Origin of the sequence: Streptomyces sp. NPDC058157 (assembly GCF_042884105.1) — a bacterium.
In the GTDB taxonomy this organism is placed as follows: domain Bacteria; phylum Actinomycetota; class Actinomycetes; order Streptomycetales; family Streptomycetaceae; genus Streptomyces.
The window spans coordinates 1-21,333 of record NZ_JBHVUQ010000133.1 but is presented as its reverse complement, the minus strand read 5'-3'; the positions used below and the strand labels follow the sequence as shown (position 1 = coordinate 21,333).

Genomic DNA, 21,333 nt, shown 5'->3' with positions numbered 1-21,333 from the left:
GTCACAGGGACCCGGGGTGCCGCCCTCGGTGTTTTCCGCGTCCTCGGGGGCTAGCCCTCCGGCGGGCCGATGTAGTTGTGCAGGCCCGGGACCGTGAGGTTGCCGCCGAACTGGCCGGCCTGGACGACCTTGACGTGCGTGAAGAACGCGAAGGGGACGTTCAGGGGCGGCGGGCTGTTCGGGGTGAACTCGATCGGGATGAGCCCGAAGAGGTTCCCCTTGAGGCTCTCCGTGTACATCGTCACCTTGCCGTCGCGGATCGTGGACGTGGAGCCCGGGCGCGACTTCAGGTGGGCGACGTTCCCGGTCTTGCCGACCGTCTGGTACAGGTCCTTGATGTCCAGCGAGCTCGCCGTGAACTTCAGGACCTTCTTGACGTTCCCGCTCGCCGTCTTCACCTCGACGATGCCCTCGTAGTCCAGGCCGTAGAGGGTCAGCAGCGAGCTGTCCAGGTACCAGGGCTCGTCGGGCAGGAGCGGGATGCCCTGCTCCAGCTTCGCGTCGGCCAGGGCCTTGGCGTCGAAGGTCGGGCAGGGGAAGGGCTGCTTGCCGTCCGGGTCCGCCGTGGCGGACGGGGAGGGCGAGGCGCCGTCCGCCTTGCCGGCGTCCGCCTTGTCCCCGCCGGTCGCGGACGTGCCCGTCTCGTCCTTCGGGGTCTTGACGGTGTCCTTGACCGACTGGGGCAGCTCCTCGACCGTGGCGCCCGCCTTCTTGGCGGCGTCACGGATGGCGTCGGCCTGCGGGTCGGCCGCCGGGGCCTTCGGGGTGCTGCTCGGCGTACTGGGGGCGGGTGCCGGCTTCTGCGCGCCCTGGAGGGGCTTGCCGAGGGCGTCCACCAGGCCCTTGAGGGCGTCGCCGACGCCCAGCGGGTCGAGCGGGTTCGTCGTCTTGGCCGCCGAGGGGGACGGGGAGGCGCTCGCGGACGGCTTGGCCGCCGGGGTCTCCTGCTTCCGCTCCTTGGGGGCCTCGGGCTGCTTCGCCGTCGGGGTCGCCGCGGGGCTCGCACCGGGCTTGGGGGCCTTGCTCGCCTCCGGCGCGGGGCTCGCGCCCGGCGAGGTACCCGGCGAGGGCGACGCGGACGGGGAACCCGACGGGGACGGCGAGGCCGACGCGGACGGCTCGTCGGAGCGCGTCACGCACGGGCCGGGCGCGAACGGGATCTCCTTGTCGTCCGCCAGGGCCAGCTTGGGCGCCATGCCCATCCCGACGAGTACGGCCGTCGGCATCGCCGCGAGCGCCATCGTCTTGCCGACGGGTATCTGGAGCTTGTTCAGCAGCGACTTCCTGGGCGCCGCGTGGCGGCCCCTTCTCTCACGGGACTCTGCGCCGGGGGCCACGCCCCGCTGCGTCTCGTCACCCCGCACTGTTCCTCCCGCCATCGGCGTGGAAAGTCTTCTCGGTCACGTACGGCGTTTCCGTCCCACGGGGTCCCGGGATGCCCTGGAAGGCGTCCACGGGCGCTGCGTCGGCGGCCGCGTCCTCCTCGGGCTCCTCCTCCACCGGGACGCCCGGCGACCACGCCAGCGCGAGGCAGCCGCCGATCATGGCCGTGAGGAAGCCGATGAAGAAGCCGCCGAGGTTGGACTTCGGGATCGACACCAGGGCCAGCAGGATCGCGGCGACGCCCGCGAAGACCCGGATGCCCTGCTGGAACCAGAGGGCGATGCCGATGGTGATCAGCAGGACGCCCAGGATCAGCGAGACGGAGCCGGACGTCGTCGCGATCGCGAGGGTGACGTTGGCCAGCCGGATGTCCGCGAACGGGAAGTAGATGATCGGCACTCCGCCGAGGAGCGTGAACAGGCCGGCCCAGAACGGACGGGTACCACGCCAGGCACGGAAGCGGAGGCGCATGACAGTGAGCCAGTGATCGTCTGCGGCGTGAACCGGGGCCTGGGGGTTCATGGACAACAGCTCCCTGGAAACGGTGGTACGGAGAACTCTGTGGAGCCCGGGCGGGCGGGCGCCGGCGGCGGCCGCCGCCCGCCCGCCCGGTCAGTCACATGTCCGGGACGAGGCCTACTTCTCGTCCTGGTAGCACGGCTGGTTGCCGCTGAGCAGGCGCAGCTTGAGGTCGGGCAGCGTGAAGGTACCCGCCGTCGTCGCCCACGCCTTCTGGCGCACGTTGGTCAGCGTGGCCTTCTTGGCGCGCTGCGAGAACAGGCCGCCGTCCGCCACCGTGCCGGGGACCGGCTTGGTGACCTGGCTGCCGTCGCCGACCGCGACACCGATGTCGAGCTGGTCGAACTTGGCGTCCGCGTCCAGCTCGGCGACGTCGAGGTAGATGTTCTCGGCGACGGCCGGCTTGCCCTTGTTGCCGGTGTGCAGCTGGAGGGTGATGGCGCCGAGGCCCGGCACCGGGGTGACCAGCGACTGGCACATGTTGGTGATCTCGGCGCGGCTGAAGCCGGAGATCGTGACCGGGTGCTTGCTGATGTCCTTGCTGCCGAGGGTCGCACCCTCGGCCACGCTGCCGTACTGGATCAGGTTGTCACCGACGAGCTGGTCGGCCGACACCTTGAAGTCCTGACCGGAAACGCTGAACGAGGCCGCGAGGGCGCCCTGCGCCAGACCCACACCGACCGCGGCCGTGGCCGCGATGGACGGCACCATGACGAGCGCGAAGCGCTTCCATCTGGTCCCGCCACGAACCTGAGAACTCATTTCGTTCCTCCTTCTCGGACGTACATCTCCGGTCCGGACAGAGCCCGGCCTGGGATGGGAGAAGTGCTACGTCCTCGGGAAGGAGCGCAGGCGGCCGAGCCGCGGCGCAGCCGCGTCCGATACACCGGCGATCACCCCCGAGCGACAACCACTGGGCCACGCGTTCGCGCAACCTGGAGGACAGGCCCTGCCGGTGTGGCAGAGACCCCCCTGTCCACGGCCGGTGTGCGTGCCACCGGCCCACCCGGTGGGGACCCTCCGCCGCGGCCGCCTGATGAGCGGCTCTACGGGAAGGACCGAGCGTCGCCGATCGTGGTCCATTCCAGGCCGGGGCACAAGGGGGGTCGTTACTCGCGGGTAACGGCTGGGTAACCGGAGCGCCGCCCTACGCCACACAGCGGCCACACAGGGTGTCACCCTGGGCCACGACAGAAGGGGTGAAGAAGGAACCAACCGGACAGATCGCGGGGCTCGGTTTACTACGAGTAACAGCGGCCGCGATTACCAAGTTTTGGCAAAGCGCGGCCGCTGTTTATCTCCGTGTCAACAAATCGCCGGTCACCCGGCGGGATCCCGCTCCAGCCGGAGCCGGGCGGGGCTCCAGAACGGGCGGGCCCTAGAACAGGACGCGCGCCAGCGCGGTACGGGCCGCGGTCACCCGCGGGTCGTCGGCGCCGATCACCTCGAACAGCTCCAGCAGCCGCACCCGTACGGAGTCCCGGTCGTCACCTGCCGTCACCCGAACGGTGTCCACCAGGCGGGAGAAGGCGTCCGCCACGTGGCCGCCGGCCAGGTCCAGGTCGGCCGCGGCCATCTGGGCGGCCGGGTCGCGCGGGTTCTCGGCGGCGGCGGTGCGCACCGTCTGCGGGTTCATGTGCTGCACCCGGGAGAGCAGCTCCGCCTGGGCCAGGCCCAGCTTGGCCTCGGTGTTGGCCGGGTCGTCCGCGAGCACGTTCTTGTACGCCTGCACGGCGCCGTCCAGGTCGCCCGCGTCCAGCGCGACGACCGCCGCCTCCAGCAGCGCGTCGTACGGGCCGGCCGCCGCGGGGGCCGGGGCCGCCGGGGCGCCCGCGGCGTCGGGGTCGACCTGCAGGCCGAGGATGCCGAAGCGCTCCTCGGCGACCTGGACCAGCTGGGCCAGGGTCTCGCGGATCTGCTGCTCGGGGGCCACGCCCTGGAACAGCGGCAGCACCTGGCCGGCGACCACGGCGAACACGGCCGGGATGCCCTGGATGCCGAACTGCTGCATCAGCATCTGGTTGGCGTCGACGTCGATCTTCGCCAGGACGAAGCGGCCGCTCGCCTCGACGGCCAGCCGCTCCAGGAGCGGGCCGAGCTGCTTGCACGGCTCGCACCACTCGGCCCAGAAGTCGAGGACGACCGGGACCTCGTTGGACAGCTGGAGGACGTCGCTCTCGAAGCCGGCCTCGTCGACGTCGATGACGAGGGCGGACGGCGGGACCGCGCCGCCGGGCGCGCCGCCGCCGGTCTGGCGGGACGCCTCCGCGCGGGCCTGCTCGGCCTTCGCCTTGGCTTCGCCGGCCGCCTTCACCGCGGCGAGGTCGACGACGCCGCTCATGGACATGTTTCTGGGCTGCATGCGTACATCCTCCCCCGTGTGCGCGCGCCGACGAAAAGGATCCCGGAAGATCCCGTGCGAAACCCTGTTTCGCGTTGGTGTGGCGCCGGGTCCCCACCTGGCGCCGGTAGCTGTTCGCGTGGTTGCCGCTCTTACGCTACGAGCCGTAGCGTAACTCGCCGGGGCGCCGGGCGCCCCGTGATCTGAACCACAGCTCCAGGGCCCCCGACGGTTCCGCTACTGACGGGTATGGTCTCGGCCATGCGCAACCCCTGCCAACGCACCACCCCCCGGCCCGGCCGCACGGGCCGCCCCCGCAGCGCGGCTGCGGACGCGGCGATCCTCGCGGCGACGCGGGACGCGCTGGTGGAGCTGGGCTGGTCGAAGCTGACGATGGGGGACGTCTCGGCCCGGGCCGGCGTCGCGAAGACCACCCTCTACCGGCGCTGGGCGGGCAAGAACGAGCTGGTCGTGGACGCGGTGGCGGAACTGTTCGACGCCCTGGAGCTGCCCGACCGGGGCTCGCTGGAAGCGGACATCGAGTACGTGGTCCTGCAGTTCGCGGAGCTGCTGCGGCGCCCGGAGGCCCGGACGGCCCTGATGGCGGTGGTCGCGGAGTCCACCCGGGACGAGGCGCTGCGGGACCGGATCCGGTCGGCGATCGTGGACCGGCAGAAACGTCTCGTCGTACTGGGTCGCGAACGGGCGCAGGCCCGCGGGGAACTCCCGTACGAGGAGGACCAGTCCCTGGCGGGGCACACCACGGACCTGATCTTCGACGTGATCGCGGGCACGGTGGTGCACCGGGCGCTGGTGAGCTCCGAACCCGTGGACGAGGGGTGGGTGGCCGCCTTCACCATGCTGCTGATGCACGGTCTGACCGCCCGCGCCTGAGGCGGCCCGGGCGTACGGAAGGGGCCGGCCGCGGGCTCCCGTGGGGAACCGCGCGGCCGGCCCCTTCCTCACCGGCGGGCGGGGCTAGAAGCCCGGGGGCTCGGTGTAGGTGCCCCACTCGTCGCGCAGGACGTTGCAGATCTCGCCCATCGTGGCCTCGGCCCGTACGGCGTCCAGCATGGCCGGGATCATGTTGGAGCCGTCCCGGGCGGCGTCCAGCATGGCCTTCAGCGCGGCCGTCACCTTGGCGTCGTCGCGGCGCTCCTTGCGGGCGGCGAGCACGCGCACCTGCTCGCGCTCCACCTCGTGGCTGACGCGGAGGATCTCCAGGTCGCCGGTGACCGAGCCGTGGTGGACGTTGACGCCGACCACGCGCTTGTCGCCCTTCTCCAGGGCGCGCTGGTACTGGAAGGCCGACTCGGCGATCTCGCCGGTGAACCAGCCGTCCTCGATGCCGCGCAGGATGCCCGAGGTGACGGGGCCGATCGGGTGCCGCCCGTCCGGGTGGGCGCGCAGGCCGCGCTCCTTGATCTGGTCGAAGATCTTCTCGGCGTCGGCCTCGATGCGGTCGGTGAGCTGCTCGACGTACCAGGAGCCGCCCAGCGGGTCGGCGACGTTGGCGACGCCGGTCTCCTCCATCAGCACCTGCTGCGTGCGCAGCGCGATCTCGGCGGCCTGCTCGCTGGGGAGGGCGAGGGTCTCGTCGAGGGCGTTGGTGTGCAGGGAGTTGGTGCCGCCGAGGACGGCCGCGAGGGCCTCGACGGCGGTGCGCACCACGTTGTTGTACGGCTGCTGGGCCGTGAGGGAGACGCCGGCGGTCTGCGTGTGGAAGCGCAGCCACATCGACTTCTCGTTCTTGGCGCCGTACACCTCCTTCATCCAGCGGGCCCAGATCCGGCGGGCGGCGCGGAACTTGGCGATCTCCTCGAAGAAGTCGAGGTGCGCGTCGAAGAAGAAGGAGAGGCCGGGCGCGAAGTGGTCGACGTCCAGGCCGCGGGAGAGGCCGAGTTCCACGTAGCCGAAGCCGTCGGCGAGGGTGTAGGCGAGCTCCTGCGCGGCCGTGGCCCCGGCCTCGCGGATGTGGTAGCCGGAGACGGACAGCGGCTTGTAGGCGGGGATGCCGTTGGCGCAGTACTCGATCAGGTCGCCGATGAGGCGCAGGTGCGGCTCGGGTTCGAACAGCCACTCCTTCTGGGCGATGTACTCCTTGAAGATGTCCGTCTGGAGGGTGCCGTTGAGCACGGCCGGGTCGACGCCCTGCCGTTCGGCGGCGACGAGGTACATGCAGAAGGCGGGGACGGCCGGGCCGGAGATCGTCATCGAGGTGGTCACATCGCCGAGCGGGATGTCCTTGAAGAGGACCTCCATGTCGGCGGCGGAGTCGATGGCGACGCCGCAGTGCCCGACCTCGCCGAGCGCGCGCGGGTCGTCGGAGTCGCGGCCCATCAGGGTGGGCATGTCGAAGGCCACCGAGAGCCCGCCGCCGCCGGCGGCCAGGATCATCTTGTAGCGCTCGTTGGTCTGCTCGGCGTTGCCGAAGCCGGCGAACTGCCGGATGGTCCAGGTCCGGCCGCGGTAGCCGGTGGCGTGGAGGCCGCGGGTGTAGGGGTACTCCCCCGGCCAGCCGATGCGCTCGAAGCCCTCGTAGGCGTCTCCGGGCCGGGGGCCGTAGACGGGGTCGACCTCATCGCCGGAGAGCGTGGTGAAGTCCGCGTCCCGCTTGCGGGCCTTGTCATAACGGGCCTGCCAGCGTCGGCGGCCCTCCTCGATGGCGTCTGCGTCCATGCCTTCGAATTTACTAGGACGTCCTAGTAAATGTCGATGGCAAACCCCCGGGGAGTCTCCCCCGGGGGTGTGATGTCCAGCTCGGCTACAGGCCCGCGCGAGCGGGCCGCGACGCCGCTACGCGCCGACGGTGACCGGGGCGTCCTCGACCAGCGGCTCCACCTCGGCGCGCACGCCGCGCTCGACGAAGAAGGCCGCCAGCGGGATCGTGCCCGACGCCAGGACCCACAGCAGCTTGCCGAAGGGCCACTTGGCCTTGGAGCCGAGGTCGAAGGCGAAGACCAGGTAGATCATGAACAGCACGCCGTGGACCTGCGAGACCGCGAGGGTCAGGTCGGCGCCGGTGTCGAAGCCGTACTTCGCCACCATGCAGGCACAGAGGATCAGGAGCATGACCGCGGTCACGTAGGCCATGACGCGGTAGCGGGTCAGCACGCTTCGTTTCATGCCGTCGAGCGTAACCGCCCGATTTGCTCGATCTTGACGCACCCCGGCCGTCAGCTCTCCTCGAAGTCCGCGGCGGCCACCCGCAGCGGCCTGAGCAGGGCGAAGATCTCCGCGCACTCCTCGGCGTCGTAGGTGCCGAGGCCGAAGTCGACCGCCATCAGGTCCTTGGTCGCCGCCTCGACGACCTCGCGGCCCTTCTCCGTGATCGAGGCGAGCGTGCCGCGCCCGTCCTGCGGATTGGGCCGCTTGGCCACCAGCCCGGACCTCACGAGCCGGTCCACGGTGTTCGTCACCGAGGTCGGGTGGACCATCAGGCGCTCGCCGATCTTCGACATCGGCAGCTCCCCGGCCTGGGAGAACGTGAGCAGCACGAGCGCCTCGTACCGGGCGAAGGTCAGCCCGTACGGCTTCACCACCGCGTCGACCTCGCCGAGCAGGATCTGGTGCGCGCGCATGATCGAGGTGATCGCGGCCATGGACGGCACGGGTCCCCAGCGCTGGCGCCACAGTTCGTCGGCGCGGGCGATGGGGTCGAAGGGGAGGCTGAGCGGCTTCGGCATCCACCAGACCCTACCGGTCGGTTCGTTTCCGCCGCCGCCCGTCTCATTCTTCGGCCCGCCCGCCGGGGGCCTCGGTGGCGCGCAGTTCCGCCAGCAGGACGAGGATCACCAGGGTGCCGAGCACGGCCGACCCGGCGACGACGGCATGGGGCGGGAAGACCTCGGCGGCGGCTCCGGCCAGGGCCATGCCCACCCCCTGGAGGGTCATCACCCCGGTGCTGAGCAGGGTCATCGCCCGGCCGCGCAGCTGGTCGGGGACGGCGTCCACGTACATCCGGTCGACGCCCAGGGCGTGGGCGTGCGCCAGCCCGGCGAGGAGCAGCGCCGCCGCGACGGCCACCGGGCCGGGGCGCAGCGCGTACAGCAGGAGGGGGAGCAGGCAGACGGCGGCCAGCGGGGCGGTAATCCGGGCCCTGGCCCGCTCGCCGAGGGCGGAGCCCGCCCAGAGTTCACCCGCGATGGTGCCCACGGGAAGGGCGCACATCAGGATCCCGAGGGTGACGGTCCCGGCGCCGATGCCGTCGGCATAGGGGGTGAGCAGGGCCTCGGGCACGACGGTGAAGGCGGACGGGATCCAGCACAGCAGGGTCAAGGCGCGCAGCCGGCGGTTGCCGAACACGGCGCGCAGACCGCCGAGCGCGGAGTGCCGGGCACCCCCGGCGCGGGCGGGCCGGGGGCGGGTGCCCAGGCGCAGCAGCAGGGCGGAGGCCAGGAACCCGGCGGCGGTGAGGGCGATCGCCCCGCGCGGGGAGACGACGGTCAGCAGCAGGCCGCCGAGGCCGAACCCGATGAGCTGGGCGCTCTGCGCGACCATCCGCAGCAGCGAACGGCCCAGCACGAAGGCCTCGCCGGAGCCGAGGATGTCGGCGAGGGAGGCGCTGCGCGCACCCTGGAACAGGGGCGCGACGAAGGCCATGGCGCAGCGCAGGACGAGGATCCCCGCGATCGGCGTGCCCGGCCAGACCATGGCCGCCGCGCAGGCGGCGCACAGCAGGTCGCAGGTGGTGAGCACGCGCCGGGCGGGGTACCGGTCGGCGATCCCGGCGAGCAGGGTCCCGCCGAAGGCGTAGGGGAGGAAGCCGAGGGCGAAGGTGAGCGCGCTCATCAGCGGGGAGCCGGTGGCGCGGTAGACGAGCACGGTGAGGGAGATCTCGGCGACGACGACGCCGAGGACGGACATCAGGTGCGCGGCGAAGACGGCGGGGAACTCCGGGACGCGGAACACCGCCCGATACCCGGTGGCTCGGGCGGGGGCGGGCACGGCGACGGCCGGCCCGGACCCCGCGGACGAGGCGGCCGGGAGCGCCGGGCCGGGCGCGGGACGGGGTGCGGGCGCGGCCGGGGTGGCGGCCTCGGACGCGGGGGCTTCGGGGTCGGTGGGCATGGCCGCAGCCTCCCGGGGGCGGGCCCGGGGGTGTAGGGATTCGCGTGGGGGCGAATGTTGGGGCAGAGTCGTCGGGCCGGCGCGGCCGCTCCCACGCAAGGAGGTCCGGGATGGGACTGCTCCACCACTTCGGGCACGAGGACCTGCTGCGCTGCCGGTTCGCGCTGTCGCCCCTGTGGGAGACCCAGGAGGCGGTGCGCACCCTCAAGCGCCCCGACCGGCAGGGCTACCACCTGCCCTGGCTGCGCGGGATCCGGGCGGCGGCGGCCGGGCTGGACCTGCGGCCGCTGTGGCTGCTGATGCCCCGGCACGGGCACAGCACGGACTTCATCAGCCCGCCGCCGGCCGGCCCCGGCGCCTCCTTCGCGGAGGAGCTGGCCCTGGTCCGCGCGGCGGACCCGGACGAGGCCCGCGAGGACATGCGCCGCTCCCTCGCCTGCACCCCGGGCGCGCTCGACAGCGAGCTGGGCCGGTACCTGCTCGCGGACCCCGCCCGGTCCGTACGGGAGCTGGCCGACCTGCTGGAACGGGCCTGGGGCGCCCTGGTCGAGCCGCACTGGCCGAGGCTGCGGGCACTGCTGGAGGCGGACGTCCTCTTCCATGCGCGCCGGCTCGCCGCCGGCGGGCTGGAGGCCCTCTTCGACGGGCTGCACCCGGACCTGTCCTGGGACTCCGCCTCCCTCACCCTGACCATCGCCCGGCCCTCGCCCACCCACCACGAGCGCGTCCTGGGCGGCCAGGGCCTGCTGCTGATGCCGAGCGCCTTCGTCTGGCCGCAGATCGCGGGCGGCTTCGACCCGCCGTGGCAGCCGACCGTGGTCTACGCGGCCCGGGGCATCGGGGCCCTGTGGACCCCGGTACGGCAGGACACCCCGGCCGCCCTGGCCCGGCTGCTGGGCCGGGCCCGGGCCGACGTGCTGTGCGCCCTGGAGGAGCCGGCGTCCACCACGGCGCTGGCCCACCGGCTGGGCCTGGCCCCGTCCACGGTCTCGGCGCACCTGAAGGTCCTGGCGGAGGCGGGCCTGCTGATCTCCGCCCGCCACGGCCACCAGGTCCGCTACGAACGCACCCCCCTGGCCATAGCCCTGACCGCGGGCACCCCGACGACCTGACCGACCCCCGCCTCCGCCCCCGGCAGGCCCGGTAAGGCGGGCGCGCCCCCCGTCAGCCCCGGGTGCCGCGTCGTAGGCCGTGGCGGACCGCGCGCTGGCCCAGCGGGCCGAGGCCCTCCAGGACGGCGGCCAGGGAGGCCAGCTGTTCCAGGGCGTCGAGGGCGCGGCCGGCGCCCTCCGGGTCGACCCCCTCGTACAGCTCGATGCCGACGAAGGAGGCGGCCGTGGCCCGGGCCAGGCCCGCCGGGTCGGCGAAGCCGGCCAGCGGGGTCGCCGCCAGCAGCCGGGTGAGGACCGCCTCCAGTTCGGCGATCCACAGGCCGAGCCCGTCGGCGGTGGCCGCGGCGAGGGCCGGGGAGGACTGCCCGGCGGCCAGCAGCTGCCCGAGCAGGGAGACGTACCCGGCGGCCCGCTCCTCGGCGTGCATCGCGCGGGCGAACTCCAGCAGCTCCGGCAGGCCGCCCAGCTCGGCGAGCCGGTCGCGGTAGCGGGCGACGCGCTGCGCGGCGGCGTACCGGCAGGCTTCGGCGAGGAGTTCGTCGACCGAGCCGAAGTGGTAGAAGACCAGCCCCTGCGCGACCCCGGCGGTGGCGGCGACGTTCCGGGCGGAGGCCTTGGCGAGCCCCTGTTCGGCGATGGTGCGCAGGGCCCCTTCGAGGAGCTTCTCCTTGGTGGCCGCGCTCACGCCCGGGCCTCCTCGCGGACGGGCCGCAGCCCGCCGCGCACCCCGTGGGTGCGGACGTCCACGTACCGGGCGGTGAAGCTGCCCTCGTAGCCGAACAGCGGGCCGAAGTACCGGTTGGTCACCCGCACCCGGATCCGGAACCGGCCGGTGCTCTCGTCGAAGGACTCGCGCACCTCGGCGTCCCCGCCGATCAGGCCGGGCACCCGGACGTCGGCGCGGCCCTCTCGGAAGCGGTGCTCGCCGGAGCGGATGAGCAGGGAGCCGTCGGGCTCGGCGCTCATGTGCAGGTCGCTGGCGAGGTGCTGGTGGGTGCCCAGGTAGTCGAGGATGCAGCCGCGCTCGGGGCTGTGGATCATCGTGGCGTCGAACCGGCGCGGCCCGCCGGGCAGCCGGAAGGTCCGTACGAAGGTGACGGTCTCGCGCCCGTACGAGTCGGCGTAGGGCATGTTCTCGATGACGAACGGGACGTCGCGCCCCTCGCGCGGCACCAGGATGTTGCGGGTCCCGCCGAGCCGCAGGAAGGGCTTCACGAAGCCGCGGCCGTGCCAGATCCGCTCCATCGTCCCCAGGGCCACGGACCCCTCCCCGCTCACCAGGCCGACCGAGAACCGGCGCTGGAGCTCGGGGTGCAGACGGTCGAAGTCGGCGCCCATGTGGGCGCGGAAGATGGAAGTCACGACGGCTCCGGGGTGGTCGGCGGACGGGGCCCGGTGACGGCCGGGCGGCCCTGGCGGCGCCCGCCGGGGCGTTTGAGCGATCGCTCAAACAGGAGGTTAGGCGGGTTTGAGCGATCGCTCAACAGTGAGCCCGGTCACACCCGCCGGGCCCGGACACGCGAAAGCGCCCCCCGCCGGGACGGGCGGGGGGCGCTTTCGAGGAGGGAGGAGGGCCGAAGGCGTCAGTCGCGGGCGAGGTGGCGTTCGACCGTCTCGACCTTCGAGGTGATGCCGTCGGTGACACCGGGACGGATGTCGGCCTTGAGGATGAAGGAGACCCGGGGGGCCCGCTCCTCCACCGCCGCGACCGCGCGGCGGACCACGTCCATCACCTCGTCCCACTCGCCCTCGACGGTGGTGAACATGGCGTCGGTGCGGTTCGGCAGCCCCGACTCGCGCACCACGCGGACCGCGTCGGCGACGTACTCGCCGACCTCCTCACCCACCCCCAGCGGGGTCACCGAGAACGCGACGATCACGCCCGGGCCGCCTCACGCGCACGGGCCGCGACGACGCTGTCGGCCTCGTCCCGCTTGAGCAGCCGGTCGCCGTACAGGCCGCCGAACGGCAGCAGGGCGAGCAGGAAGAAGAGGGCGACCTTCCTCAGCGGCCACTTCGCCTTGTTCCACACGTCCAGCAGGAAGACCGCGTAGATGACGAACAGGATTCCGTGCAGGATGCCCAGCGGCATCATCAGGTAGTCGATGTCCGAGATCCGGCTCAGCAGGGAGCCGAAGATCAGCAGGGCCGGGAACGACAGCGCCTCCGGGACGGAGATGAGGCGCAGCCGGTGCAGGGCGGAGGCGGTCTTGATGTCCACGTGGAACCTTCGGGGCCGGGGACCGGGGGGCCGTTCCAGTGTCGCAGCCGCCCCCGCCGATCTTCGGGCGGGGGCCCGGAAGCCCCAAGCCCGGCGAATGTGGCGTATATCGACCTCCGGACCCTGTTCGGTGCCGCCCGGTGCCGATACCGTCTCCTCCGTGGCTCAGTTCCGACTCCAAGGCAGCAAGGTGCTGGCCGTCGAGCTGACCGGGGACGCCGTGAAAGCGAAGAACGGCTCCATGGTCGCGTACGACGGGCAGATGGCCTTCAAGAAGATGACGGGCGGCGGCGAAGGCCTCCGCGGAATGGTGACGCGCCGGCTCACCGGCGAGCAGATGACCGTGATGGAGGTACAGGGGCACGGCACCTGCTACTTCGCGGACCGCGCCAGCGAGATCAACCTGGTGAACCTGCGCGGGGAGAAGCTCTACGTCGAGTCCAGCAACCTGCTGTGCACCGACTCCTCCCTGCGCACCGGCACCACCTTCACCGGTCTGCGCGGCGCCGGCACCGGCAACGGCCTCTTCACCACGACGGTGGAGGGCTCCGGCCAGGCGGCGATCATGTCCGACGGCCCGGCGGTGGTGCTGCGCGTCAGCGCCCAGTACCCGCTCTCGGTGGACCCGGGCGCCTACATCGCCCACACCGGCAACCTCCAGCAGTCCTTCCAGTCGGGGATCAACTTCCGGACCCTGATCGGCGAGGGCTCGGGCGAGGCGTTCCAGATCCGCTTCGAGGGCGAGGGACTGGTGTACGTCCAGCCCAGCGAGCGCAACACGATCGGGGGTGACATCTGATGCCGTTCCGCGAGATCAACTCGAAGATGGTCGAGGCCCAGGTGGTCCCCGGGCAGAAGATGTACAGCCAGCGCGGGGCGATGCTCGCCTACCGCGGCGAGGTCTCCTTCACCCCGAGCATCACCGGCGGCCAGGGCGGCGTCATGGGGATGATCGGGCGCCGGGTGGCGAACGAGCAGACCCCGCTGATGGAGGTGGAGGGCAGCGGCACGGTGATGTTCGGCCACGGCGGCCACCACATCCAGGTGATCAACCTCCAGGGCGACACCCTCTACGTCGAGGCGGACCGGCTGCTCGCCTTCGACGGCACCCTCCAGCAGGGCACGATGTTCATGGGCTCGCAGGGCGGCGTCATGGGCATGGTGCGCGGCCAGGTGACCGGGCAGGGCCTGTTCACCACCACCCTCAAGGGCCACGGCGCGGTCGCCGTGATGGCCCACGGCGGGGTCATCGAGCTCCCCATCACCCCGAACCGGCCGGTCCACGTCGACCCGCAGGCGTACGTGGCCCACCACGGGGACGTCAGGAACAAGCTCTCCACCGCGCTCGGCTGGCGGGACATGGTGGGGCGCGGCTCGGGCGAGGCGTTCCAGCTGGAACTGTCCGGCCAGGGCGCCGTCTACGTACAGGCCTCGGAGGAGAAGCTGTGAACTTCGGCCCCGTGAGCGGCGGTCCGGGCGGCCCGACGGTCTTCGACCCGTACACGCTGCCCTCCGACGACAACGTGAACAAGTACACCTTCTGCGTGGAGCTCAAGGGGAACCAGTGGTTCCTGCAGAAGGGCAAGATGATCTCGTACTACGGGCGCATCGAGTTCAACGGCATCGGCCACGGCCGCTTCGACCGGCTGCTGCGCACCAGCTTCCACTCGCCGCTGCACGCGAGCGACTGGGTGGTGGCGGAGGGCCAGGGCAAGATGCTGCTGGCCGACCGGGCCTTCGACGTGAACTCGTACGACCTGGACGAGGGGAACCTGACCATCCGGTCGGGGAACCTGCTGGCCTACGAGCCCACGCTGGCGCTGAAGCAGTCGATCGTCCCGGGGTTCCTGACGCTGATCGGAACCGGGAAGTTCGTGGCGGCGTCCAACGGTCCGGTGGTCTTCATGGAGCCGCCGCTGCGGGTGGACCCGCAGGCACTGGTGGGCTGGGCGGACTGCCCCTCCCCGTGCCACCACTACGACCACGGCTACATGTCCGGCGTGATGGGCGGGCTGCGCGCGCTCACGGGCATCGGCGGCGCCTCCGGCGAGGAGCACCAGTTCGAGTTCGTCGGGGCGGGCACGGTGCTGCTGCAGTCGAGCGAGATGCTGATGGCGGAGCAGTCGGTCGGCGCGGTGGGCGCCGGTGCGGCCTCGGGGAACGCCCAGGGCGTCCCGGGGGCCGGCCAGGGTCCGCTGGGGCAGCTGGGCGTGCCGCGGATGCCGGGGCAGCTCGGCGACCTGCAGCGGCGGCTCGGCCTGTGAGGCGGCCCACGCTTCGCGGGCCGAGAAGATCTTCCTATTTTTGTACGTAATTCAACTTCTTAGGTAGAGTTCTTTCATGGAGACGATGGAGACCGAGACGGCCACCCTCCCCCAGACTCCGTCTGGGGGGACCCCCTGGCTTACCGACGCCGAACAGTGCGCCTGGCGCACCCACCTGGACGTCAGCAGACTGCTGATGCACCAGCTGGAAAAGGATCTCCAGCCCTTCGGACTCACCAACAACGACTACGAGATCCTGGTGAACCTCTCGGAGTCGGAGAACCACCGGATGCGCATGAGCGACCTGGCCACCGCCACCCTGCAGTCCAAGAGCCGGCTGTCCCACCAGATCACCCGCATGGAGACCGCGGGCCTGGTGCGCCGGGTCAACTGCGAGTCCGACCGGCGGGGGCTGTACGCCGTCCTCACCGACGAGGGCATGGAGACCATGCGCAAGGTCGCCCCGCACCACGTGGCGTCCGTCCGGGAGCACTTCATCGACCTGCTCCCCCCGGAGGCCCTCCAGGCCCTGCGCACCTCCCTGACCCCGGTCGCGGAGCACCTGCGCGGGACCCGCGGCAAGATCTGACGCACACGCCCGAGGGGCGGGGGGACCGCGTCCCCCCGCCCCTCGGGCGTTTCCCGTTCCCCGGGCCGCTCAGCCCTCGGTCAGCGTCGCCAGCAACGCGTCGGCCGCCGCATACGGATCCAGCTCACCGGCCGCGACCCGCGCAGCCAGCCCGCCCAGGTGCGCGTCCCCGTGCAGGTCCGCGAGGCGCCCGCGAAGCGCGGTGATCGCGATCGTCTCCACCTCCCGCGCCGCCCGCGCGGCACGCCGCTCGGCCAGCACCCCGCGCTCGTCCATCCACGCCCGGTGCTTCTCCAGCTGCTCGACCAGCTCGTCGATGCCCTGCGCCCGCGCCGCGACCGTCTTGACGATCGGCGGCCGCCAGTCACCGGGGCCCCGGGACTCGCCCAGGCCCAGCATGTGGTTCAGCTCCCGGGCGGTCGCGTCCGCGCCGTCCCGGTCGGCCTTGTTCACCACGTACACGTCGCCGATCTCCAGGATGCCCGCCTTCGCGGCCTGGATCCCGTCGCCCATCCCGGGCGCGAGCAGCACCACCGAGGTGTCGGCCTGCGAGGCGATCTCCACCTCCGACTGCCCGACGCCGACCGTCTCGACCAGGACCACGTCGCAGCCGGCCGCGTCCAGCACCCGGATCGCCTGCGGCGCCGCCCAGGCGAGCCCGCCCAGGTGGCCGCGGGTGGCCATGGAGCGGATGTAGACCCCCGGGTCGGAGGCGTGGTCCGACATCCGGACCCGGTCGCCGAGCAGGGCCCCGCCCGAGAAGGGCGAGGACGGGTCCACCGCGAGCACGCCGACCCGCTTGCCGGCCTTGCGGTAGGCCGTGACCAGGGCCGAGGTCGAGGTCGACTTGCCGACCCCCGGGGAGCCGGTCAGCCCGACCACGTACGCGCCGCCCGTGAGCGGGGCCAGGGCGGCCATGACCTCGCGGAGGTGCGGGGACGCCCCCTCGACCAGTGAGATCAGCCGGGCCACCGCCCGCGGCCGGCCCTCGCGGGCCTGCGCCACCAGCGCGGGGACGTCCACCGTCGCCATCAGTGCAGCACCTACGCCTTCGGGACGCGGATCACGAGGGCGTCGCCCTGGCCGCCGCCGCCGCACAGCGCGGCCGCGCCGACCCCGCCGCCGCGGCGCTTGAGCTCCAGCGCCAGGTGGAGCACCACGCGGGCGCCGGACATGCCGATCGGGTGGCCCAGGGCAATGGCGCCACCGTTGACGTTCACCTTTTCCGGGGTCACGCCGAGGTCCTTCATTGACTGCACGGCGACCGCCGCGAAGGCCTCGTTGATCTCGATCAGGTCCAGGTCGGCGACCTCCAGGCCCTCCTTCTTCAGGGCGTGCAGGATCGCGTTCGAGGGCTGCGACTGGAGGGAGTTGTCCGGGCCGGCCACGTTGCCGTGCGCGCCGATCTCGGCGATCCAGTCCAGGCCCAGCTCCTCGGCCTTGGCCTTGCTCATCACGACCACGGCGGCGGCGCCGTCGGAGATCTGCGAGGAGGTGCCGGCGGTGATCGTGCCGTCCTTGGCGAACGCCGGGCGCAGCTTGCCGAGCGACTCCACCGTGGTCTCCGGGCGGATGCCCTCGTCCGCGGCGAAGATCACCGGGTCGCCCTTGCGCTGCGGGATCTCGACCGGGGTGATCTCGGCCTCGAAGACGCCGTTCTTCTGCGCGGCGGCGGCCCGCTGGTGCGAGGCGGCGGCGAACTCGTCCTGCGGGGCGCGCTCGATGCCCAGGCGGGTGTTGTGCTTCTCGGTGGACTCGCCCATCGCGATGTTCTCGAAGGCGTCGGTCAGGCCGTCGTAGGCCATCGCGTCCAGCATCTCGATCGCGCCGTACTTGTAGCCCTCACGGGACTTCGGCAGCAGGTGCGGGGCGTTGGTCATCGACTCCTGGCCGCCGGCGACCACGATGTCGAACTCGCCCGCGCGGATCAGCTGGTCGGCCAGGGCGATGGCGTCGAGACCCGAGAGGCACACCTTGTTGATCGTGAGCGCGGGCACGTTCATCGGGATGCCGGCCTTGACCGCGGCCTGGCGGGCGGGGATCTGGCCCGCGCCGGCCTGGAGCACCTGGCCCATGATCACGTACTGGACCTGGTCGCCGGAGATCCCGGCCCGCTCCAGCGCGGACTTGATGGCGAAGCCGCCGAGGTCGGCGCCCGAGAAGGACTTCAGCGAGCCGAGCAGCCGCCCCATGGGCGTGCGGGCCCCGGCGACGATCACGGTGGTGGTGTTGTTCGTTCCGGACATGAGGGCGAATCCCCTTTCAGCGGGGAAGCTGAGGAGTGAACGAGGGTTTACCTGAATGTACTGAGCAGTACCCGCGCAGTCACCGGGCAGTCGGTGTGATCGCTGGCACGTTGCGTGACCGGCCTCCTCGGCGGTGCACTGGACCCATGCTGACAAGAATCGACCACATCGGGATCGCCTGCTTCGACCTGGACAAGACCGTCGAGTTCTACCGTGCCACGTACGGCTTCGAGGTGTTCCACACCGAGGTCAACGAGGAACAGGGCGTCCGCGAGGCCATGCTGAAGATCAACGAGACCTCCGACGGCGGTGCCTCGTACCTCCAGCTCCTCGAGCCCACCCGCGAGGACTCCGCCGTGGGCAAGTGGCTCGCCAAGAACGGCGAGGGCGTCCACCACATCGCCTTCGGCACGGCGGACGTCGACGGCGACGCCGAGGCCATCCGCGGCAAGGGCGTCCGCGTCCTCTACGACGAGCCCCGCATCGGCTCGATGGGCTCCCGGATCACCTTCCTGCACCCCAAGGACTGCCACGGAGTCCTCACCGAACTGGTCACGAGCAACCCGGAGCACTAATGCCCCCATTCCCCGGCCGGTAGAGTGGCCATGGCTCGGCCGGGGTGCGGTCGGAGACGGGGCGGGGCCCGATACCCCTGCCCCGGTTTCTGACACCATTTCCCCGGGGGCGTCGTTCAGCGGGCGAGCGATGCTCAATTGAAGGTGAGCTTGCGACCAGGGGACGGACGGGACCGCGCTGTGCTCGGCTACGAAAGCCAGGAGAGCCATCAGGCTGAAGCCGACCATCTCACGCGCCTCGAAGCCGAGATGGAACGGCTGAGGAAGGAGCGCGGGAAGGCAGTCCAGCACGCCGAGGACCTGGGCTACCAGGTCGAGGTGCTGCGGGCCAAGCTGCACGAGGTGCGCCGCGCCCTCGCCTCCCGGCCCGCCTACGACGGCGCGGACATGGGATACCAGGCGGAGCAGCTGCTGCGCAACGCCCAGATCCAGGCCGACCAGATGCGCTCCGACGCCGAGCGCGAACTGCGCGACGCCCGGGCGCAGACCCAGCGCATCCTCCAGGAGCACGCCGAGCACCAGGCGCGCCTCCAGGCCGAGCTGCACGCCGAGGCCGTCAACCGCCGCCAGCGCCTGGACCAGGAGCTCAACGAGCGCCGCCAGACCGTCGAGGCGCACGTCAACGAGAACGTCGCCTGGGCCGAGCAGCTGCGCGCCCGGACCGAGTCCCAGGCCCGCCGGCTCATGGAGGAGTCCCGCGCCGAGGCCGAGCAGGCGCTGAACGCCGCCCGCGCCGAGGCCGCCCGGACCGCCGAGGAGGCCCGCCGGCGGCTCGCCGCCGACGCCGAGGCCTCCCGTGCCGAGGCCGAGTCGGCGCTGCTGCGCGCCCGCAAGGAGGCCGAGCGGCTGCTGGCCGCCGCCTCCGCGCAGGCCCAGGAGGCCACCGAGCACGCCGAGCGGCTGCGCACCACCACCACCGCCGAGGCCGAGCAGACCCGGCAGCAGACCCTGGACCTCGGCCGGGTGGCCGAGGCGCGGGTGCAGGAGGCCGACGGGGCGCTGCGCACGGCCCGGGCCGAGGCGGAGACCCTGCTCGCCGAGGCCAAGGAGAGCGCCGCCCGGCAGCTCGCCTCGGCGGAGTCCGTCAACGAGCAGCGCACCCGCACCGCGAAGGAGCAGGTGGCCCGGCTGGTCGGCGAGGCCACCAAGGAGGCCGAGGTCCTCAAGGCCGAGGCCGAGCACGCGCTGGCCGACGCCCGCGCGGAGGCGGAGCGGCTGCGCACCGAAGCCGGCGAGCAGGCCCGTACGGCCGCGGCCGAGGACATGGCGGCGCAGCTGGCGAAGGCCGCCCGGACCGCCGAGGACGTGCTGAACAAGGCCTCCGAGGACGCCCGGGCGACCACCCGCGCCGCCTCCGAGGAAGCCGAGCGGATCCGCCGCGAGGCGGAGGCCGAGGCGGAGCGGCTGCGCGCCCAGGCGGCCGACGCGGCAGCCGAGCTCAAGGGCGCGGCGAAGGACGACACCGAGGAGTACCGGGCCCGTACGGTCGAACTCCAGGAGGAGGCGCGGCGGCTGCGCGGCGAGGCCGAACAGCTGCGCGCGGAGGCCGTCGCCGAGGGCGAGCGGATCCGCGGCGAGGCCCGCCGCGAGGCGGTCGGGCAGATCGAGGAGGCGGCCAAGACCGCCGAGGAGCTGCTGGGCAAGGCCAAGGCGGACGCCGACGAGCTGCGTTCCGGCGCGGGCGCAGAGAGCGAGCGGGTCCGCGCCGAGGCCGTGGAGCGGGCGACCACCCTGCGCCGGCAGGCCGAGGAGACCCTGGAGCGCACCCGCGCCGAGGCCGAGCGGCTGCGCGCCGAGGCCGAGGAGCAGGCCGCGGCGGTCACCGCCGAGGCGGACGCGGCGGCGCGGGCGCGGCGCGAGGAGACCGAGCAGGCGCTGGCGGCCAAGCGGGCGGAGGCCGACGCCGAGCTGGCCCGGCTCCAGACGGACGCCGAGGCGCGCCTGGCGTCGGCCGAGCAGACGCTGCGCGAGTCCCGGCTGGCGGCGGAGAGCATCCGCAAGGAGACCACCGAGGAGAACGACCGGCTGCGCGCCGAGTCGGCGGAGCGGATCCGCACCCTCCAGGGGCAGGCGGAGGCGGAGGCCGAGCAGCTGCGCGGTGAGGCCGCGCAGGACGCCGGCCGGGTCCGGGCGGAGGCCGAGCTGGTCTCCGTACGGCTGCGCGCCGAGGCGGAGGCCGAGTCGGAGCGGGTGCGCACCGAGGCGCAGGAGACCGCGGACCGGCTGCGCGCCGAGGCGAAGGCGGCGGCCGAGCGGGTCGCCGCGGAGGCCGCGGAGGCGCTGGCCGCCGCCCAGGAGGAGGCCGCCCGGCGGCGCCGCGAGGCCGAGGAGACCCTGTCGGCGGCCCGGACGGACGCGGGCAACGAGCGGGCGCAGGCCCGTGAGCAGAGCGAGGAGCTGCTGGCCCAGGCCCGCAAGCGCTCCGAGGAGGCGCAGGCCGAGGCGGCCCGGCTGACCGAGGAGGCGGAGGTCCGCGCGGCGGAGCTGGTCGCGGCGGCCGAGGCCACCGCCCAGCAGGTGCGCGACTCCGTGGCCGGGCTGCACGAGCAGGCCGAGGAGGAGATCTCCGGGCTGCGCAGCGCGGCCGAGGTCGCGGCGGAGCGCACCCGCGCGGAGGCGGAGCAGGAGGCGGACCGGGTCCGCGCCGACGCCCACGCCGAGCGGGACCGGGCGGGCGAGGACGCCACCCGCATCCGTCACGAGGCCAAGGTCGAGACGGACGCGGCGAAGGCCCTGGCCGAGCGCACGGTGGGCGACGCCATCGCCGAGGCCGAGCAGCTGCGCGCCGACACCGCCGAGTACGCGCAGCGGGTCCGTACCGAGGCGACCGACGCCCTGGCGGCGTCCGAGCGCGACGCGGCGCGGACCCGGCAGGACGCCCGTGACGACGCCAACCGGATCCGCGGCGAGGCGGCGGAGTCCCTGGAGGCCTCCCGCGCCGAGGGCGCCCGGATCACGGCCGAGGCGACGGCGGAGGCGGAACGGGTCACCGAGGAGACCCGCGCGGCCAACG

Annotated in this window: 22 protein-coding genes; 8 read left to right on the top strand and 14 right to left on the bottom strand. The window is 72.8% G+C overall.

Features of this window, described 5'->3' with window-relative positions:
* Positions 1–50: 50 nt before the first annotated feature.
* The 4 genes from ACFVXK_RS27130 to ACFVXK_RS27115 form a co-directional block, all read right to left on the bottom strand.
* On the bottom strand, positions 51–1,364 hold the full coding sequence (locus tag ACFVXK_RS27130) for a hypothetical protein (protein ID WP_389616045.1): 1,314 nt from the start codon (positions 1,362–1,364) through the stop codon (positions 51–53).
* Positions 1,354–1,905: a DUF6114 domain-containing protein gene (locus ACFVXK_RS27125; protein ID WP_389616036.1), complete on the bottom strand. Its 552-nt coding sequence runs from the start codon at positions 1,903–1,905 to the stop codon at positions 1,354–1,356. The genes ACFVXK_RS27130 and ACFVXK_RS27125 overlap by 11 nt, the downstream gene beginning before the upstream one ends.
* A 114-nt stretch (positions 1,906–2,019) precedes the next feature.
* Positions 2,020–2,664: a DUF6230 family protein gene (locus ACFVXK_RS27120; protein WP_389616033.1), complete on the bottom strand. Its 645-nt coding sequence runs from the start codon at positions 2,662–2,664 to the stop codon at positions 2,020–2,022.
* A 616-nt stretch (positions 2,665–3,280) separates the two neighbouring features.
* On the bottom strand, positions 3,281–4,264 hold the full coding sequence (locus ACFVXK_RS27115; protein ID WP_389616030.1) for a tetratricopeptide repeat protein: 984 nt from the start codon (positions 4,262–4,264) through the stop codon (positions 3,281–3,283).
* Positions 4,265–4,504: 240 nt separating this feature from the next.
* Between ACFVXK_RS27115 and ACFVXK_RS27110 the strand changes: the two genes are divergently transcribed.
* Entirely contained in the window at positions 4,505–5,137 is a 633-nt protein-coding gene (locus ACFVXK_RS27110; protein ID WP_389616027.1) for a TetR/AcrR family transcriptional regulator, read from the top strand.
* A gap of 84 nt (positions 5,138–5,221) precedes the next feature.
* Here ACFVXK_RS27110 and ACFVXK_RS27105 read toward each other — a convergent pair whose 3' ends face one another.
* The 4 genes from ACFVXK_RS27105 to ACFVXK_RS27090 all read right to left on the bottom strand — a co-directional run bounded on the left by ACFVXK_RS27105 (position 5,222) and on the right by ACFVXK_RS27090 (position 9,313).
* Positions 5,222–6,922, bottom strand: a complete 1,701-nt coding sequence (locus ACFVXK_RS27105; protein WP_389616024.1) for a methylmalonyl-CoA mutase — start codon at positions 6,920–6,922, stop codon at positions 5,222–5,224.
* Positions 6,923–7,039: 117 nt separating this feature from the next.
* A complete protein-coding gene (locus ACFVXK_RS27100; protein ID WP_358892343.1) occupies positions 7,040–7,369 on the bottom strand; it encodes a DUF3817 domain-containing protein in 330 nt (109 codons plus the stop codon).
* Between the two features lie 50 nt (positions 7,370–7,419).
* The gene (locus tag ACFVXK_RS27095) at positions 7,420–7,929 is read right to left on the bottom strand and encodes a MarR family transcriptional regulator (RefSeq protein ID WP_358892344.1); all 510 of its coding nucleotides are present in this window, start codon (positions 7,927–7,929) and stop codon (positions 7,420–7,422) included.
* Between the two features lie 43 nt (positions 7,930–7,972).
* Complete coding sequence (locus ACFVXK_RS27090) at positions 7,973–9,313, bottom strand: MFS transporter (RefSeq protein ID WP_389616019.1); 1,341 nt, start codon at positions 9,311–9,313, stop codon at positions 7,973–7,975.
* Positions 9,314–9,423: 110 nt separating this feature from the next.
* Between ACFVXK_RS27090 and ACFVXK_RS27085 the strand changes: the two genes are divergently transcribed.
* Complete coding sequence (locus tag ACFVXK_RS27085; protein ID WP_389616016.1) at positions 9,424–10,425, top strand: DUF5937 family protein; 1,002 nt, start codon at positions 9,424–9,426, stop codon at positions 10,423–10,425.
* Between the two features lie 52 nt (positions 10,426–10,477).
* Here ACFVXK_RS27085 and ACFVXK_RS27080 read toward each other — a convergent pair whose 3' ends face one another.
* The 4 genes from ACFVXK_RS27080 to ACFVXK_RS27065 form a co-directional block, all read right to left on the bottom strand.
* Positions 10,478–11,110, bottom strand: a complete 633-nt coding sequence (locus ACFVXK_RS27080; protein WP_389616013.1) for a TetR/AcrR family transcriptional regulator — start codon at positions 11,108–11,110, stop codon at positions 10,478–10,480.
* Entirely contained in the window at positions 11,107–11,787 is a 681-nt protein-coding gene (locus ACFVXK_RS27075) for a DUF4166 domain-containing protein (RefSeq protein ID WP_389616010.1), read from the bottom strand. The genes ACFVXK_RS27080 and ACFVXK_RS27075 overlap by 4 nt, the downstream gene beginning before the upstream one ends.
* Before the next feature lie 221 nt (positions 11,788–12,008).
* Positions 12,009–12,305, bottom strand: coding sequence for an MTH1187 family thiamine-binding protein (locus tag ACFVXK_RS27070; protein ID WP_079429817.1), 297 nt, complete (start codon positions 12,303–12,305; stop codon positions 12,009–12,011).
* Complete coding sequence (locus tag ACFVXK_RS27065) at positions 12,302–12,646, bottom strand: DUF3817 domain-containing protein (protein ID WP_389616007.1); 345 nt, start codon at positions 12,644–12,646, stop codon at positions 12,302–12,304. The genes ACFVXK_RS27070 and ACFVXK_RS27065 overlap by 4 nt, the downstream gene beginning before the upstream one ends.
* Positions 12,647–12,806: 160 nt before the next feature.
* On the opposite strand from ACFVXK_RS27065, the gene ACFVXK_RS27060 reads away from it, so the two are divergent.
* The 4 genes from ACFVXK_RS27060 (at position 12,807) to ACFVXK_RS27045 (ending at position 15,499) form a co-directional block, all read left to right on the top strand.
* Positions 12,807–13,445, top strand: coding sequence for an AIM24 family protein (locus tag ACFVXK_RS27060; protein ID WP_389616004.1), 639 nt, complete (start codon positions 12,807–12,809; stop codon positions 13,443–13,445).
* On the top strand, positions 13,445–14,095 hold the full coding sequence (locus ACFVXK_RS27055) for an AIM24 family protein (RefSeq protein ID WP_079429815.1): 651 nt from the start codon (positions 13,445–13,447) through the stop codon (positions 14,093–14,095). The genes ACFVXK_RS27060 and ACFVXK_RS27055 overlap by 1 nt, the downstream gene beginning before the upstream one ends.
* 11 nt (positions 14,096–14,106) lie before the next feature.
* A complete protein-coding gene (locus ACFVXK_RS27050; RefSeq protein ID WP_389616042.1) occupies positions 14,107–14,910 on the top strand; it encodes an AIM24 family protein in 804 nt (267 codons plus the stop codon).
* An 85-nt stretch (positions 14,911–14,995) separates the two neighbouring features.
* Positions 14,996–15,499: a MarR family winged helix-turn-helix transcriptional regulator gene (locus ACFVXK_RS27045; RefSeq protein ID WP_389616039.1), complete on the top strand. Its 504-nt coding sequence runs from the start codon at positions 14,996–14,998 to the stop codon at positions 15,497–15,499.
* 69 nt (positions 15,500–15,568) lie between these two features.
* Here ACFVXK_RS27045 and meaB read toward each other — a convergent pair whose 3' ends face one another.
* Both meaB and ACFVXK_RS27035 read right to left on the bottom strand, forming a co-directional pair.
* Positions 15,569–16,531, bottom strand: a complete 963-nt coding sequence (gene meaB, locus ACFVXK_RS27040; protein ID WP_389616001.1) for a methylmalonyl Co-A mutase-associated GTPase MeaB — start codon at positions 16,529–16,531, stop codon at positions 15,569–15,571.
* Between the two features lie 11 nt (positions 16,532–16,542).
* Positions 16,543–17,745 carry an acetyl-CoA C-acetyltransferase gene (locus ACFVXK_RS27035; RefSeq protein ID WP_389615998.1) on the bottom strand — a complete coding sequence of 401 codons (1,203 nt, stop codon included), beginning with the start codon at positions 17,743–17,745 and terminating at the stop codon, positions 16,543–16,545.
* A gap of 146 nt (positions 17,746–17,891) precedes the next feature.
* Here ACFVXK_RS27035 and mce point away from each other — a divergent pair, with 146 nt between their 5' ends.
* Together mce and scy are read left to right on the top strand one after the other, a co-directional pair.
* On the top strand, positions 17,892–18,320 hold the full coding sequence (gene mce / locus ACFVXK_RS27030) for a methylmalonyl-CoA epimerase (RefSeq protein WP_389615995.1): 429 nt from the start codon (positions 17,892–17,894) through the stop codon (positions 18,318–18,320).
* 180 nt (positions 18,321–18,500) lie between these two features.
* Positions 18,501–21,333: polarized growth protein Scy (gene scy, locus ACFVXK_RS27025; RefSeq protein ID WP_389615992.1), on the top strand; the 2,833-nt coding region annotated here is incomplete at its 3' end.